Annotated in this window: 14 protein-coding genes; 6 read left to right on the plus strand and 8 right to left on the minus strand. The window is 69.6% G+C overall.

The window, feature by feature from the left end; translation table 11 throughout:
* The first annotated feature begins 68 nt into the window (after positions 1-68).
* Positions 69-314 carry a hypothetical protein gene (locus ACGFSB_RS27660; protein WP_393404641.1) on the plus strand — a complete coding sequence of 82 codons (246 nt, stop codon included), beginning with the start codon at positions 69-71 and terminating at the stop codon, positions 312-314.
* Between the two features lie 221 nt (positions 315-535).
* On the opposite strand, the gene ACGFSB_RS27665 is transcribed toward ACGFSB_RS27660, so the two are convergent.
* Positions 536-1,711, minus strand: a complete 1,176-nt coding sequence (locus ACGFSB_RS27665; RefSeq protein WP_393404644.1) for a citrate synthase/methylcitrate synthase — start codon at positions 1,709-1,711, stop codon at positions 536-538.
* Positions 1,712-1,833: 122 nt separating this feature from the next.
* Here ACGFSB_RS27665 and ACGFSB_RS27670 point away from each other — a divergent pair, with 122 nt between their 5' ends.
* From ACGFSB_RS27670 to ACGFSB_RS27685, 4 genes are read left to right on the plus strand one after another with little or no spacing between them, the layout of a single operon-like run.
* Positions 1,834-3,138: a citrate synthase family protein gene (locus ACGFSB_RS27670; protein WP_393404648.1), complete on the plus strand. Its 1,305-nt coding sequence runs from the start codon at positions 1,834-1,836 to the stop codon at positions 3,136-3,138.
* A 36-nt stretch (positions 3,139-3,174) separates the two neighbouring features.
* Positions 3,175-4,122, plus strand: a complete 948-nt coding sequence (locus tag ACGFSB_RS27675) for a sucrase ferredoxin (RefSeq protein ID WP_393404651.1) — start codon at positions 3,175-3,177, stop codon at positions 4,120-4,122.
* A gap of 28 nt (positions 4,123-4,150) precedes the next feature.
* Positions 4,151-5,833, plus strand: coding sequence for an ATP-binding protein (locus ACGFSB_RS27680; protein WP_393404654.1), 1,683 nt, complete (start codon positions 4,151-4,153; stop codon positions 5,831-5,833).
* Positions 5,830-6,510: a response regulator gene (locus ACGFSB_RS27685; protein WP_393404657.1), complete on the plus strand. Its 681-nt coding sequence runs from the start codon at positions 5,830-5,832 to the stop codon at positions 6,508-6,510. The genes ACGFSB_RS27680 and ACGFSB_RS27685 overlap by 4 nt, the downstream gene beginning before the upstream one ends.
* Positions 6,511-6,517: 7 nt before the next feature.
* Here the strand turns inward: ACGFSB_RS27685 and ACGFSB_RS27690 are convergent, their stop codons facing one another.
* The 6 genes from ACGFSB_RS27690 to ACGFSB_RS27715 all read right to left on the minus strand — a co-directional run bounded on the left by ACGFSB_RS27690 (position 6,518) and on the right by ACGFSB_RS27715 (position 13,458).
* Entirely contained in the window at positions 6,518-8,110 is a 1,593-nt protein-coding gene (locus ACGFSB_RS27690; RefSeq protein ID WP_393404660.1) for a cation acetate symporter, read from the minus strand.
* Positions 8,107-8,658, minus strand: a complete 552-nt coding sequence (locus tag ACGFSB_RS27695) for a DUF485 domain-containing protein (protein WP_393404663.1) — start codon at positions 8,656-8,658, stop codon at positions 8,107-8,109. Before ACGFSB_RS27695 ends, ACGFSB_RS27690 begins: the two co-directional genes overlap by 4 nt.
* Positions 8,659-8,801: 143 nt before the next feature.
* On the minus strand, positions 8,802-9,503 hold the full coding sequence (locus tag ACGFSB_RS27700; protein WP_393404666.1) for a response regulator: 702 nt from the start codon (positions 9,501-9,503) through the stop codon (positions 8,802-8,804).
* Entirely contained in the window at positions 9,500-10,642 is a 1,143-nt protein-coding gene (locus ACGFSB_RS27705; protein WP_393404669.1) for a sensor histidine kinase, read from the minus strand. The genes ACGFSB_RS27700 and ACGFSB_RS27705 overlap by 4 nt, the downstream gene beginning before the upstream one ends.
* A complete protein-coding gene (locus tag ACGFSB_RS27710; protein ID WP_393404672.1) occupies positions 10,639-11,151 on the minus strand; it encodes a DUF1453 domain-containing protein in 513 nt (170 codons plus the stop codon). Before ACGFSB_RS27710 ends, ACGFSB_RS27705 begins: the two co-directional genes overlap by 4 nt.
* 183 nt (positions 11,152-11,334) lie before the next feature.
* Positions 11,335-13,458, minus strand: coding sequence for a type IIA DNA topoisomerase subunit B (locus tag ACGFSB_RS27715; RefSeq protein ID WP_393404674.1), 2,124 nt, complete (start codon positions 13,456-13,458; stop codon positions 11,335-11,337).
* Positions 13,459-13,898: 440 nt separating this feature from the next.
* Between ACGFSB_RS27715 and ACGFSB_RS27720 the strand changes: the two genes are divergently transcribed.
* On the plus strand, positions 13,899-14,123 hold the full coding sequence (locus tag ACGFSB_RS27720; RefSeq protein WP_393404677.1) for a hypothetical protein: 225 nt from the start codon (positions 13,899-13,901) through the stop codon (positions 14,121-14,123).
* 180 nt (positions 14,124-14,303) lie between these two features.
* On the opposite strand, the gene ACGFSB_RS27725 is transcribed toward ACGFSB_RS27720, so the two are convergent.
* The gene (locus tag ACGFSB_RS27725; RefSeq protein WP_393404680.1) at positions 14,304-15,134 is read right to left on the minus strand and encodes a S1 family peptidase; all 831 of its coding nucleotides are present in this window, start codon (positions 15,132-15,134) and stop codon (positions 14,304-14,306) included.
* Positions 15,135-15,319 lie beyond the last annotated feature (185 nt).

The following is a 15,319-nucleotide window of genomic DNA, read 5'->3' on the forward strand; positions in this document are numbered from 1 at the left end:
GGTTCTCGTCTGCCCCACGAGTTGAAATTGGCGTGAACGCGCCTCCGGCAGCTGGCAACGTACCGTTCGTGACCACACCAGACATCACCCGCCGCATCGGCGCTTCCCCTCGTCAGCGCGGCAGCCTCGACGGCAACACGTGTCCCGACATCTTCGAGCTGAGTGACGGCTCTTTCGCCATCATCGGCGCCGACAGAACGGCGGCACTCGACAGCAAGCTTCCGACCGACGCGGGGCGTTCCCATGACGAACGGATCGTGGTCATCACTCGAGAGACGCTAATTCGCGCCAAGATCGACATCCCTGACGCCTGACCGATGACCTTCGCTCCGGTATGCCGCCTCGAGTGCGCGCCCCGGAGTCCCTTGCCCGCCCGTCGCAACCGGCCTGGCCACCTCCAGAGTGGCCAGGCCCCTCCCATCAGCGGCTGTTTTCGTCGCCCGTCGTCAGCCGGTTGCACCACTCCCCGGGAGCTCTCATATCTCCGACTGCGGCCGCCCACCCCCGCTGCCTGAGGCCACTCATGGCGCCGCAGTCAGCTCTCCAACGGCAGGCGAACCGGCGCCGGCTCCCCCACATACCGCGCCGCAGGCCGAATGATCTTCGAGTCCTCCGCCTGCTCCAGGACATTCGCTCCCCAGCCCACCACCCGCGCCGCAGCGAACGTAGGCGTGAACATCTCGCGTGGCAGCCCGCACAGTTCCATGACGACGCCCGCGTAGAACTCCACGTTGGTGTGCAGCTCACGACCCGGCTTAAGTTCGGCGAGTATCGCCTCGACCTGGCGCTCGACCTCTACCGCGAACTCCACCATCCGGCCGCCGAATTGCTGCGCGATGCCCCGCAGCATCCGCGAGCGCGGGTCCTCGGTGCGGTAGACGGGGTGGCCGAAGCCCATGATGCGGTCCCCTGCCAGGACCCGTTCGCGGATCCAGCCGTCGATGCGGTCGGGGGTGCCGATGGCATCGAGCGTGTCGAGAGCGCGGCTCGGGGCCCCGCCGTGCAGCGGGCCCGACAGCGCGCCGACGGCACCCACCAGACAGGCCGCGACATCCGCACCGGTCGAGGTGATGACCCTGGCCGTGAACGTCGACGCGTTGAAGCCGTGATCAATGGTTGAGATCAAGTACTGCTCGATGGCCCGCGCACGATCGGGGTCCGGCTCCGAACCCGTCAGCATGTAGAGGTAGTTGGCCGCGTACGAAAGGTCGTCGCGCGGCTCGACCGGGTCGAGTCCCTGGCCCAGCCGGTACAGCGCCGTGAGCAGGGTCGGCACCACGGCGGACGCGGCGAGGGCATCGGCACGGCGCCGGTCGGCGTCGATGTCGTACACCGGGCGGAAGCCCTTCGCCGCACCGAAGAGCGACAGCGCCGTACGCAGCCCGGAGAGCGGCCCGGACAGGGCACTGGCGCGGGCTATGGCGGGCAGCGCGGCGCGCACCTCGTCCGGCAGCCGACGCAACGCCGCGGTCTGCGCGGCGAAGGCGGCACGCTGCCCGGCGTCCGGCAGCGCACCGTGGAACATCAGGTGCCAGACGTCCTCGAAGCTGCGTGTCTGCGCGAGCTCGACGGCCGAGTACTGGCGGTAGTGGTAGAAGCCCTCGTATCCCCTGACGTCGCCGAGCCGGGTCTCGGTCACGACGACGCCCGCGAGCCCGCGGGGAACCTCCACGGGGGCGGTGGGGGTGGTGGTGGAGCCATTGATCGGCATGTTCTTCCTCGACTTCCTCCCTGGACTTGATTCGACTGTCCATGCTTGACTGAATCTCTGTCAATATTGATTGAATCAATGTCAGACCCAACTAGATCTAGATACGGAATACGGTGGCGCCCATGACGGATCGAGAAGTGCCCCGCGCGGACGGCGAGACGACGGGTCAGACCGCGGAGACCACCACCCGCGAGGGCCGCCGCCTGAGCACCCGGGAAGCCGCCGAACTGCTCGGCGTGAAGCCGGAGACCGTGTACGCGTACGTGAGCCGCGGCCAGCTCAGCAGCCGCCGCGGCCCCGGCTCCCGGGGCAGCACCTTCGACGCCAAGGAGGTCGAATCGCTCGCCCGCAAGAACCGCAGAGAGCCCGCCGCGACCTCCGCGAGCAGCGAACTCTCCGTCCGCACCCGCATCACGCTCATCGACAAGGACCGCTACTACTACCGCGGTGTCGACGCCACGGAACTGGCCCTGGACCACTCCTACGAAGAGGTCGCCGAGTGGCTGTGGACCGGAGTCATGCGCCCCGGAATCCGTTTCACCGCCCCCGAGGACACCGCCGAAGTCGCCCGTCGCGCCATCGACGCGCTGCCCGAGCACAGCGGCCCGACCGACCGCCTGCGCGTGGCCGCCATCGCCGCCGCGGCAGCGGACCCCCTCCGCTTCGACCTCTCCGAAGAGGCCGTCATCGGCACCGCGCGCACCCTCATCCCCACCCTCGTCACCGCTCTCCCGCCGGTCAGCCGCGCCCACCGGGACGAGGGCCCCCTGGCACACCAGCTCTGGGCACGGCTGTCAGGGCAGAAGCCCCACGACGCCTCCCTGCACGCCCTGGACACCGCACTCGGGCTGCTCGTCGACCACGACCTCGCCGCGTCGACACTCGCCGTCCGCGTCGCCGCCTCCGCCCGCGCGCACCCGTACGCAGCGGTGTCGGCCGGCCTCGGCGTCCTGGAAGGCCCCCTGCACGGCGCGGCCAGCGGCCTCGCGCACCGCATGCTCCTCGACGTACTCGACCGGGGCAGCGCGGCCCCCGTAGTAGCCGACGAACTGCGCGCGGGCCGCCGCGTCCCGGGCCTCGGCCACCGGCTCTACCCCGGCGACGACCCGCGCGCGGAGGCCCTGTTCGCCCTCCTGGAGGTCATCCCCAAGGCCGGTCCCGCCCTGGCCGCGGCCCGTGACGTGGTGGCCACCACGGCCCGCCACACGGACCTGCACGCCAATGTCGACCTGGCTCTCGCCGTCCTGACCGCCTCGTCGGGGATGCCCGCCGAGGCAGGCGAGACGATCTTCGCCGTGGCCCGCACGGCGGGCTGGATCGCCCACGCCCTGGAGGAGTACGAGGAACGCCCGCTGCGTATGCGCCCCAGCGGGCACTACGTAGGACTGCGTCCGCCCCAGCCGATGCCCGCACCGCGCGGCGCGTGAGTCACCCCGCGTCCGACGCGGGTTAGGCTCCCCTCTGTGAGTACGTGCGCCACCGCTTCGCGGGATCTGGACGAGCCTCTCGCGGGGACCGCGGCCACCGCCAGGACCTGGCTACTGCTTGAACAGCCGGGCCCCTGGGGCGCCAAAGCGCTCACATCGAGCCATCTGGATCCGGAGGTCGGCCGCGCCCTTGAGGCCGCCGCGGAGGGAACCGGCGTACGGATCGCGCTCATCCGCCGCCCCGGACGCCACGCCGACTGCCACGCCCCCGCGCGCCGCCAGGTGTACGTGGCCCACACCGTGCCCGGCAACACCTGGCTGCGCGCCCACGTGACGGACGAACCGGAGCGACTGCTCGACCTCGACTTCGCCGCCCTCGGCGCGGGCGACCACAGCGGATTCGGCACGCCGCACACCGGCGCCCCGCTCGCCCTGGTCTGCACGAACGGCAAGCGGGACCGCTGTTGCGCCCTCCTCGGCAGGCCGCTCGCCGCCACGCTCAGCGCGTCCGGTGAACAAGGCACCTGGGAAGTCACCCATCTGGGTGGCCACCGCTTCTCACCCACACTCCTTGTCCTGCCCTACGGCTACGCGTACGGCCGCTCCGGACACACCGCTGTCAAGGAAATCCTCGATGGGGTGCGCACGGGCCGCGTCGTCACTGAGGGCTGCCGGGGCAATTCGGCCTGGGACCGCCCTGGGCAGGCCGCCGAGCTCGCGGTGCGCACCGCGACGGGCGAGGCCGCCGTCGGCGCCCTGAGCGTCGTCCACACGGACGGCACGGCCCCACGCTGGGACGTGACGGTGGCCCACACCGACGGACGGCACTGGCGCGTGACGGTCGCCCAGGGAGCCTCTCAGCCGCCACGGCCGGAGAGCTGCGGCGCGGCACTGGCGGCCCCGGCGCGCATGGATGTCGTCGCGGTTCGGCGTATCGCGTACGGCGCCGAACAGGAGATCCCCGCCACAGTGACTTCGGAGTAGCCCTCCGGTCGCCGTACCGTTCGTACACATGAGCCCGACCTCCTCCCCTGCCCGAAGACTCCGCCTCGGCCTGCCGCGGCGCGTCTTCTCGCAGGTGCTGCTGATGCAGCTGGCGATCGCCGCCGGGGTCGCCGTGCTCGCCACGGGGCTCTTCCTCGCGCCCCTCAGCGATCAGCTGGACGATCAGGCGATGCGGCGTGCCCTCGCCATCGCGCAGACCACGGCAGCCCAGCCGCAGATCGCCGATGACCTCCGCTCCTCGAAGCCCACGGTCGACGGACCCGTGCAGACGGAAGCGGAACGGATCCGGCGTGCCAGCGGCGCGGAGTACGTCGTGATCATGAACAAGGACGGCGTTCGCTGGTCCCACACCGATCGCGACCAGATCGGCCAGGTCGTCTCGACCGACCCCAGCGACGCGCTCGCCGGGGACGAGGTCATGGAGATCGACAACGGCACCCTGGGCCGCTCGGCCCGGGGCAAGGTACCGCTGCGGGACATCGACGGGGACATCGTGGGTGCCGTCTCCGTAGGCATCGAGTACGACAGCGTCCGCGCCCGCCTCGTCCACGCGATCCCGGGCCTCTTCGCCTACGCGGGCGGTGCGCTGGCCGTGGGCGCCCTTGCCGCCTATCTGATCTCACGCAGGGTGCAGCGACAGACCCGTGACCTGGCCTTCTCCGATATCTCGGCCCTCCTCGCGGAACGCGAGGCCATGCTACACAGCATCCGTGAGGGCGTCGTCGCACTGGACCGCGCCGGCCGGATCCGCCTCCTCAACGACGAGGCACAGCGCCTCCTGGGCCTCGGTTCCGAAGCCATCGGCCAACCGCTCGACACGGCGCTGGGCCCCGGACGTACGACCGACGTACTCGCCGGACGGGTCACGGGCACCGACCTCCTGACCGTCCGCGGCCAGCGCGTCCTGGTCGCCAACCGGATGCCCACGGACGACGGGGGCGCCGTCGCCACCCTGCGCGACCGCACCGAACTGGAGCAGCTGGGCCGCGAGCTGGACTCCACCCGCGGCCTCATCGACGCGCTGCGCGCCCAGGACCACGAGCACGCCAACCGGATGCACACGCTGCTCGGCCTCCTGGAGCTGGAGATGTACGAGGAGGCGGCGGAGTTCGTCGGTGAGGTGGCGGGCGCGCACCGGGTGACCGCCGAGCAGATCACGGAGAAGGTCGGCGATCCGCTGCTCGCCGCCCTCCTCGTGGGCAAAGCCACGGTCGCCGCGGAACGTGGTGTCGTGCTCGCCGTGCCACGCGACACCGCGCTGCCCGACCGCCTGATCGACCCGGGCGGCCTCGTCACCATCGTCGGCAATCTGGTCGACAACGCGCTCGACGCCGCGGCGGGCAGCCTCCACGCGCGCGTGGAGGTCGATGTGCGCACCGAGGGACGCGCTGTCGTCCTACGGGTGCGCGATACGGGCCCCGGCGTCCCGCCCGAACAACGCGAGACGATCTTCACGGAGGGCTGGTCCACCAAGGAGCCTCCGGCGCACGGCAAGCGCGGTATCGGGCTCGCCCTGGTCCGCAGACTCGCCGAGCGGCAGGGCGGCAGCGCACGGGCCGAGGCGGCGCCCGACGGGGGCGCCGAGTTCACCGTCGTACTGCCCGAGGCACTCGTGCACTCCGAAGCCCTCATGCCGTCCGAAGAAGCGCTCGCGCAGCCCGAACCGGCCGCCACGGAGGAGACGCGATGATCGAGGTGCTCGTCGTGGACGACGACGTCCGGGTCGCGGACGTCAACGCCGCCTATGTGGCGAAGGTCCCCGGCTTCCGCGTGGCGGCGAAGGCGCACAACGCCGCGGAGGCGCTGCGGCTCATCGAGGAGCTCCCCATCGATCTGGTGCTCCTTGACCACTATCTGCCGGACGAGACGGGTCTCGCGGTCGTCCGTACGTTGCGTGAGCGCGGCCATCAGACCGACGTGATCATGGTGACCGCTGCCCGCGATGTCGCCACCGTGCAGGCCGCGATGCGCCACGGCGCCCTGCAGTACCTGGTCAAACCGTTCTCCTACGCGGGACTTCGCGCCAAGCTCGATGCGTACGCGACGCTGCGCCGCACCCTTGACGGCGGGGGCGAGGCCGAGCAGGCCGAAGTCGACCGGATCTTCGGCGCCCTCTCGGCGACTCCGGCACCCGAGCTGCCCAAAGGCCACTCCCCCACCACGGCCGAGCTGGTCCGCAGGGCCCTGATGGGCGCTGAAGGGCCTCTCTCCGCCCAAGAGCTGGCGGACCTCACCCTGCTGAGCCGCCAGACGGCGCAGCGCTATCTGAAGCTCCTGGAGCGCTCGGGCCGAGTCCGGCTCAGCCTCAAGTACGGCGACACGGGTCGCCCGGAGCATCGCTACGAGTGGGCGTCCAGCGCTTCCTAGCCGGGCGTTACACCGCTCCCGCCCCGGTGAGCGATCGCACTTCGGTCTCCGCGTGTTTGGCCTCGTCCGCGGGCTCCGCCGAGGTGACGGTGCCCAGCCAGCCGGCCAGGAAGCCCAGCGGGATGGAGACGAGCCCCGGGTTCTCCAGGGGGAAGTACTGGAAGTCCACCCCTGGGAAGAGGGAGTTGGGCCCACCGGAGACCACGGGTGACAGCACGACAAGCACCAGGGACGGCACCAGGCCCGCGTACACCGACCAGACCGCACCCCGCGTGGTGAAGTTCCGCCAGAACAGCGAATAGAGCAGTACGGGCAGATTGGCGGACGCGGCTACCGCGAAGGCGAGTCCCACCAGGAACGCCACGTTGAGATCGCGGGCCAGCAGTCCGAGGCCGATCGCGACCACGCCGATCCCGGCCGCGGCGAGGCGCGCCACCGCCACCTCGCTGCGCGGCTTCGCGTGTTTGCGCCGCAGCGACGCGTACAGGTCGTGGGCCACGGACGCCGACGAGGCGAGGGTGATCCCTGCTACCACGGCCAGGATCGTGGCGAAGGCGATCGCGGCGACGACGGCGAACAGAACCGTTCCGCCAGTGGAGTCCGCGCCGCCTCCCAGATCGAGCGCGAGGAGCGGAACCGCCGTGTTCCCCGCGGCGTTCGATCCCCGCACGGCATCGGAGCCCACGATCGCGGCGGCGCCGAAGCCGAGCACGATCGTCATCAGGTAGAAGCCGCCGATGAGGCCGATGGACCAGACGACGGAACGGCGCGCGGCCCGCGCGGTCGGCACCGTATAGAAGCGGGAGAGGATGTGCGGCAGTCCGGCCGTGCCGAGGACGAGCGCGAGCCCGAGGCTGATGAAGTCAAGGCGCGCGGTCCAGTCGCCGCCGTACTTCAGGCCTGGTGCGAGGAACTGGCTGCCGTGGCCGCTGCGGTCGGCCGCGGTCCGCAGCAACTGGTCGAAGTCGCCGTGGAAACGCACCAGTACGAGCACGGTCAGCGCGATCGCCCCGCACATCAACAGGACCGCCTTGACGATCTGGATCCAGGTGGTGGCCCGCATCCCTCCCAACGACACATAGATGACCATGAGCGCGCCGACGCCGATCACCGTCCAGGTCTGCGCAGCCGCGCTCGTCCCGCCGAGCAGCAGCGCGACGAGTGAGCCCGCCCCCACCATCTGCGCCACCAGATAGAGAACGGACACGGTCACCGAGGAAGTTCCCGCCGCGATGCGCACGGGCCGCTCCCTCATCCGGGCGGCGACGACATCGGCGAGCGTGAACCTGCCGCAGTTGCGCACCAGTTCGGCCACCAGGAACAGCACGACGAGCCAGGCGACGAGGAAACCCACCGAGTAGAGCAGCCCGTCGTAGCCGAAGAGGGCGATCAGCCCGGAGATGCCGAGGAAGGAGGCGGCCGACATGTAGTCGCCCGCGATGGCAAAACCATTCTCCATGGGAGAGAAGAGCCGCCCGCCCGTGTAGAACTCCTCAGCCGAGCCGTGCCGGTTCCGGCTCACCCACGTCGTGATCGCGAGCGTGACGGCCACGAACACGCCGAACAGCAGGAGCGCGAGCGTCTGATGATCCCCGGTCATCGCTCACTCCCCCGTGCCGGTTCCTGCTCACTCCACTGGTCGTCTTTGCGCTGGTCCTGCTCCCGCTTCTGGTCCTGCTCCCGCTTCTGCTCGAACACGGTCCAGCGCAGATCGAGTGCCGCGCGATCCCTCCGCAGCCTGGCGTGCCGGGCATAAGCCCAGGTCAGCAGGAAAGTCGTGAGGAACTGTCCGAGGCCGGAGAGCATCGCGACATTCACGGCTCCGGCGACGGGCCGCGCCATAAGGCCGGGCGCCGTGGTCGCCGTCACGACGTATGCGACGTACCAGGTGAAGAAGAGCGCCACCCCGGGGATGACGAACCGCCGATACCGACGGCGCACCTCCTGGAAGGCAGCGCTCCGCTGGACCTCCAGATAGATGTCGGCCGCGCTCGCGCTCCGCTCGGGTACGCCCTGGGGCGGCACCGCGGGCGCCGGCGCACCCATGCCGTCCAACTCGCCCCAGCCGGAGGCCAGAGCGTCGTACCAGGGATCCCTCGGATCCCCGGTCCGCGCCTGCCCGGCATCGCGCCCGTCGTGCTTCTCCACCGAACTCTCCTTGTCCGCAGCCTTGTTCGGCCGCGTGCCCAAGGATGGACAGAACGGGAAGATCCCTGACTCTTCTCTCCCTCCTCTTCACCCCATCAGGTGAAGGGCCTCGTCCAGGTGAAGGGCCTCCTCAAAGCACCCACTCAGCTGGAAGTAGCTCTCGGGGGCTTCACCAGTCCGCGCCGGTAGGCGTAACGGACAGCCTGCGCGCGGTCCTTGATTCCCGTCTTCGCGAAGAGGTTGTTGATGTGCGTCTTCACCGTGGCAGGGGAGACATGCATCTCGCGGGCGATCTCCTGGTTGTTCATCCCCTCCGCGATCAGGACCAGCACCTCCGTCTCACGCGTGGTGAGACCGTCGGGCGGCTCCGCGGGCACCGGCTGGTCGGGCTCCGACAACCGCTCCAGCAACCGCCGTTGAATCTGCGGCGAGAGCCCCGCATCGCCCGAGAGCACGTCCTGAACGGCCCGCACGATCTCGTCCCCACCGGCGTCCTTGGTGAGGTAGCCGCGCGCGCCGGCTCTCAGCGCCGGGAAGAGCGACTCGTCGTCGGCGAAGGTGGTCAGTACGACGACCTGCGTTCCCGGGTACTCGGCACGGATACGGCGGGTGGCCTCCGCGCCGTCGACCCGGGGCATGCGCAGGTCCATCAGGACGACATCGGGAGAGAGTTCGGCGACGAGCCGAACGGCTTCCTCGCCGTCACCTCCGGAACCGACGACCTCGATACCGGGCAGCAGCCCCAGCAGCATCACGATGCCCTCTCGCACCACGGTCTGGTCATCGACCACGACCACCCGTGCCGGCGCCGGCACGGGCACCTTGGCGCCGCCTTCGGTCGTCATGTAGGCACCTTCAGCGTCACGATGAAGCCCTCCTCACCAGGCCCAGCGGCCAGAGAGCCGCCCAGCAGCTCAGCCCGCTCCCGCATTCCCAGCAGACCGTACCCGGCTCCGGAGGCGGCGAGTTCACCCGGCGGCGCGCCTGAATCCCGTACGTCCAGCGTCACTTCACCCTCCCCATACGCAAGGTGCACGCGCACCTTGGCGCCCGGCGCGTGCTTCCGTACGTTCGTCAGGGCCTCCTGCGCGACTCGGCGCACCGCCTGTGACGCCTCGGCGGGCAGAGCGCGCCGCGCCCCCGTCACGGACACCGAGGCCCTGTCCGAGGCAACCAGTTCCCGCAGGAAGTCCTCAACCGGCGTCATCTCGCCGCGCAGCGCGGACAGCGCCTGCCGGGTCTCCGCGAGCCCTTCGCGGGCCATGGACCGTGCCGCCACCACCCGTTCGAGTATCTGATCGCGCGTCGCCTCCCCCTCGATCAGCAGACGCGCCGCCTCCAGGTGGACCATCTGTGCGGAGAGGCTGTGCGCGAGCACGTCATGGATCTCCCTGGCGATCCGCGCCCGCTCCGCCAGGGCGGCCGTCTCCGCCTCCGCGGTGCGGGCGGCAAGCTCCTGGGCGAGCAGTCGCTGGGTGTTGCCTCTCGCGTCGGCGTCGAGCCGCAGCGTGTATCCCGCCAGGGCGAGCCCGATGACGATGAGGCTTGTGACAAGCCAGCCGTCGTCGTTGTACGCCGCGAACCCGGTCATCGCCAGCGGCACGCAGACCGCACCGGCCAGAAGCGGCAGCCGCTCCAGGGACAGGACTCCCGTGCTGCACCAGAGGACGAGCGCGAGGACCTTCCAGTCGGCCGCCTGCGCGGCATACCCGGCCCCCATCGGCAGGACCAGCAGACTGGCCGAAGGCCACAGTCGATGGGCGAACGAGACACGGAAGAACGCCCAGGCGAACCCGCCGCAGAACATGACCAGGGCGATCCCGGCCGCCAGACGCCAGCCCCTGTCGTCATGGAAGGTGTTCCACAACAGGCTGGCGGCGATCACCACGCGCAGGACCCTGACGAACCACAGCCGGGCAGTGCTCTGCCCCTCCCGGGTGAGCGCTTCCCGGGAGGGCCACGTCGTCCACCGGTCCGAGTTCACACGCGGTCCTTCCGCATCGGCTTGTACGCCGCATCCGCAACACCGTACGCCGGGCGGAACAGACCGGCCCGCTGCGCCAGCATGGCGCTACGGACCAGCAGCGTCGCCGCGAGAGCCAGCATCAGTGCCGCGCTGCCCTGCCGCACCCCCAGCAACGCACCGACACCGAACAGGCCGAGCCGCAGCCCGATCCCGACGCCCCAGACGAGCGCGGTGGCCTTGCTTCCCTTGCCCCACACGGCACCGTCCGGCTCTGTCCACACATGCGTGGTCCGCGCCCAGCCGAGGCCGATGGCCAGACCGACCAGCACCTCCGCACCGAGCAGGACCGCGGACACCACCTGGTGATGGGCGTCCAGCACGTCGGGCTCGCGCACGGCCAGGAACACCAGCACGGCAGGTATAACCCACCAGCGCCTGTCCGCGCTGATCTGCTGCGCCTTGAACTGGCGCACGATCACCAACGCGATGACGGCGCAGATCACCAGAACATGGGTGAGCCCGGACATGTCGGCCTCCGAGGGACGAGGAAGTGCGGAGCCGATCCGAGGAGGATCAACGCCTTCGACGCTACGGAAAAGGCCTGGTCACGGCATCGGAGCAGGGGTGGAACGTGGGTGGAGCCGAGGGCTCCACCCACGGGTGGAGTGTGCTCCGCACGAGCGGAGCACAACTCTCACCTCGCGTGAGCGCTACGCGTCGATGCGCGAGCGGTCCAGCGTCGCCGCCGAGCTCGTGATGAACTCCTTGCGGGGCGCCACATCGTTGCCCATCAGCAGATCGAATACCTGCTCCGCGGCATCCAGATCGCCGATGTTGACCCGCCGCAGGGTGCGGAAACGGGGGTCCATGGTGGTCTCCGCGAGCTGGTCGGCGTCCATCTCGCCGAGACCCTTGTAACGCTGGATGGAGTCCTTGATGCGGACCCCCTTGCGCTGGAACTCCAGGAGCGTCTCGCGCAGCTCGTTGTCCGAGTACGTGTAGACGTACTTGTCCTGGCCCTTCTTCGGCTGCACCAGCTCGATCCGGTGCAGCGGCGGTACGGCCGCGAAGACCCGGCCCGCCTCCACCATCGGACGCATGTAGCGCTGGAAGAGGGTAAGCAGCAGAATCCGGATGTGCGCGCCGTCGACATCGGCGTCGACGAGAAGAATGATCTTCCCGTAGCGCGCCGCGTCGATGTCGAAGGTCCGGCCGGACCCTGCCCCTATGACCTGGATGATCGCGCCGCACTCGACGTTCTTCAGCATGTCCGTCACGGACGCCTTCTGAACATTGAGGATCTTGCCGCGGATCGGCAGGAGGGCCTGGAACTCTGAGTTCCGTGCCAGCTTCGCGGTGCCGAGCGCCGAGTCGCCCTCGACGATGAAGAGCTCGCTGCGCTCCACGTCGTCACTGCGGCAGTCGGCGAGCTTGGCGGGCAGCGAGGAGGATTCCAGGGCCGTCTTCCGGCGCTGGGCGTCCTTGTGCTGGCGGGCCGCGATGCGCGTGCGGGCGGCAGCGACGGCCTTCTCCATCACGGAGCGGGCCTGGGCCTTGGCGTCGCGCTTGGTGGAGGTCAGGAACTCCTTGAGCTCCTTGGCGACGACGTTGGAGACGATCCGGTTGGCCGCCGAGGTGCCGAGCACCTCCTTGGTCTGGCCCTCGAACTGCGGCTCGGCGAGACGGACCGTGACAACCGCGGTAAGACCCTCCAGGGCGTCGTCCTTGACGATGTCGTCCTCGGCGACGCGCAGCACCTTCTGGGTGCGCATCACCTCGTTCATCGTCTTGGTGAGGGAACGCTCGAATCCCGATACATGGGTGCCGCCCTTGGGCGTGGCAATGATGTTGACGAAGGACCGCAGCGTCGTGTCGTACCCCGTGCCCCAGCGCATCGCGACGTCCACGACAAGCTCACGGGTGACCTCGGTGGGGGTCATCTGGCCGTGATCGTCGAGGACCGGGACGGTCTCCTTGAAGGTGCCCTGCCCGGTGAGACGGAGGACATCGCAGACAGCCTTGTCCTGGGCCAGGTACTCACAGAACTCGCTGATGCCGCCGTCGAAGCGGAAGGACTCCTCGCCCTTGCTGCCACCTTCCCCGAGACCGTACTCGTCGCGCACGACGATGGTCAGGCCCGGCACCAGGAACGCAGTCTGGCGGGCGCGCTGGTGCAGCGTGTCGAGATTGAGCTTGGCGTCCTTGAGGAAGATCTGGCGGTCGGCCCAGTAGCGCACGCGTGTGCCGGTGCGGGTCTTGGGGATCTTTTTGGTCTTGCGCTGCCTGGCCGACGAATCGAATTCGGCGTCGGGCCCAGGCTTGGCGAAGGCACCGGGGACACCCCGCCGGAAGCTGATCGCGTGGGTGTGCCCCGCGCGGTCCACCTCCACGTCGAGGCGCGCGGACAGAGCGTTCACGACGGAGGCACCCACACCGTGCAGGCCGCCCGAGGCGGCGTAGGAGCCACCGCCGAACTTTCCGCCCGCGTGCAGCTTCGTCATGACGACCTCGACTCCGGAGAGGCCGGTCTTGGGCTCGACATCCACCGGGATGCCTCGGCCGTTGTCCCGGACCTCCACGGAGGCGTCGTCGTGAAGGATGACTTCGATGTGGTCGCAGTAGCCGCCCAGAGCCTCATCGACGGAGTTGTCGATGATCTCCCAGAGGCAGTGCACCAGGCCACGGCTGTCCGTCGACCCGATGTACATGCCCGGGCGCTTACGAACGGCCTCGAGCCCCTCCAGGACGAGCAGGTGCCGCGCGGTGTAGTTGGAACCGTCCCGGTCTGCTCCGGTCAGCAACGCTGTGGACGGCACGGACGTCTCGGCGGTCACGCGGTTCGCTCCTCGCTGAATTTCAAGGGGGGTCCTTTTGGGTAAGGACCCGACTTCGGTTGCCGGTCAGAGGGTACCGAGGCCTGGTAGAGCCGTTGTAACGCCACCCTCGTCTCAACTCAGACTAGTCCAGTGCCGTACGCCTGTTCGATCCCTCAATGGAGTGAAGCGCACGTCACGTTCCCTTCCAGGCATGAACCATTTAGGCTCCGGGCACGTCCTCATGAACAACCGGCAAGCCAGCCGGCGGACGACCGACCTGACAGACAGCGCGAAACCGTAAGACACGTAAGAGACGCAATACGGCACATTCGCCGCCAACCGGCAGCAGACAGCCGCCTCGGAAAAAACTTCGAGGAAAAGCCACGAGCGGGAACGTTTTCGGCCTGGTTGGATGTTGACCCTGGTACGACAGCTCGTCGAGCTAGAGAAGAGGCGACGTGACTACTGTTCTGACCCCCGCGAGCCCCCTGACGGCCGCTGATCGCTGCGACCGCTGCGGCGCCCAGGCATACCTGCGCGTCGTCCTGTTGAGCGGCGGTGAACTGCTCTTCTGCGCCCACCACGGCCGCAAGTTCGAGCCGGAACTCAAGAAGATCGCCGCTGAGATACAGGACGAGACGGAGCGGCTGACGGCCGTCCCGGAGACCACCGACGAGGGCTGACACCTCGCATCCACGACGAGCCATCCGGTGCACTCCAGACCGGCGATCGGGCGGCCGACCCTGCCAACCCCAGGGACGGCCGCCCGCTCTCGTCAGACGGGCGCCCAGGCGCCTCCTCGGCGGCCCCCTGCGGCATCCGGCGCTCCCCGCGCTCGCGGCACCGGACAATTCCCGCGCCCCTCAGCCACGCAGAGGCATCTCCCGCGCGACGCCGGAGATCCGTGTGTAGACCCCGGGACTCCCGGCCCGCCCGCAGCCACTCCCCCATGACACGAGGCCGATGAGCCGCCCCCGTGCGACGAGTGGACCACCGCTGTCCCCCTGGCAGGCGTCACGCCCGCCTCCAGGCTCCCCCGCACACAGCATGGATTCGGCCGTGTACGTTCCGTCAGAGCTGCCGGGGTAGGCCTCCCCGCAGGTGGAGTCGGGCAGCACCCGCACGGGCGCGGAGCGCAATGTGCGCGCGTAATCACCCGCCCCCGTTGTGTCCCCCCACCCGTAGACAGCGGCACGCGTGCCGGGTTCGTACGCCCGGTCGCCCTGCCCGGCCATGCGGATCGCGTAGCCCTTCGGAAGCGGTCTCGCCAGCGACACCACCGCCACATCACCTGCGTTCGTGTGGCTGTCGTACGCCGGATTGACCGACGCCTCGCGCACCGGAATCTCACGGCCGGCCGACGTTCTCAGATCCTCACGTCCGGCGATCACCTTCAGGTCGCTCATCTCGTTCAGCGGCACTCCGAGGACTTCCTCGCTCAGACAGTGAGCCGCGGTGAGGACCGTCGAGCGCCCGACGACCACTCCTCCGCAGAACTGTCCCGAACGCGTACCCCCGAACCGGTCACGGCTGGACAGCGCCACCACCCACGGGCTGTCGGCCACTCGGACCGGGCTGCCGCCGATGACCACGCTGTCGGCCACCGCGGGGGCCGGAGCGGCCAGCGGCAGCGCGGCTGCCGATGCCGCGATGGCCAGTGCCGCCGTGAGCGTTCGGGCAAAGGGACGAGGCATGCGATCTCCTCACTCTGGGTTGCTGTGAAACACCCACAGTGATCCAGCACGGCACACCCCGCACCCGCGCCACGCGCGTCCGCGCCAGGACGCATGCCTCCGGGCAGACAGACAGGGCAAGCAGAAGGCCCGAAGCCTCACATGGGGCTTCGGGCCTTCTTTGTGGAGCGCTGGAGCGCCGACGA

The organism is Streptomyces sp. NPDC048441 (genome assembly GCF_043200235.1).
Classification (GTDB): domain Bacteria; phylum Actinomycetota; class Actinomycetes; order Streptomycetales; family Streptomycetaceae; genus Streptomyces.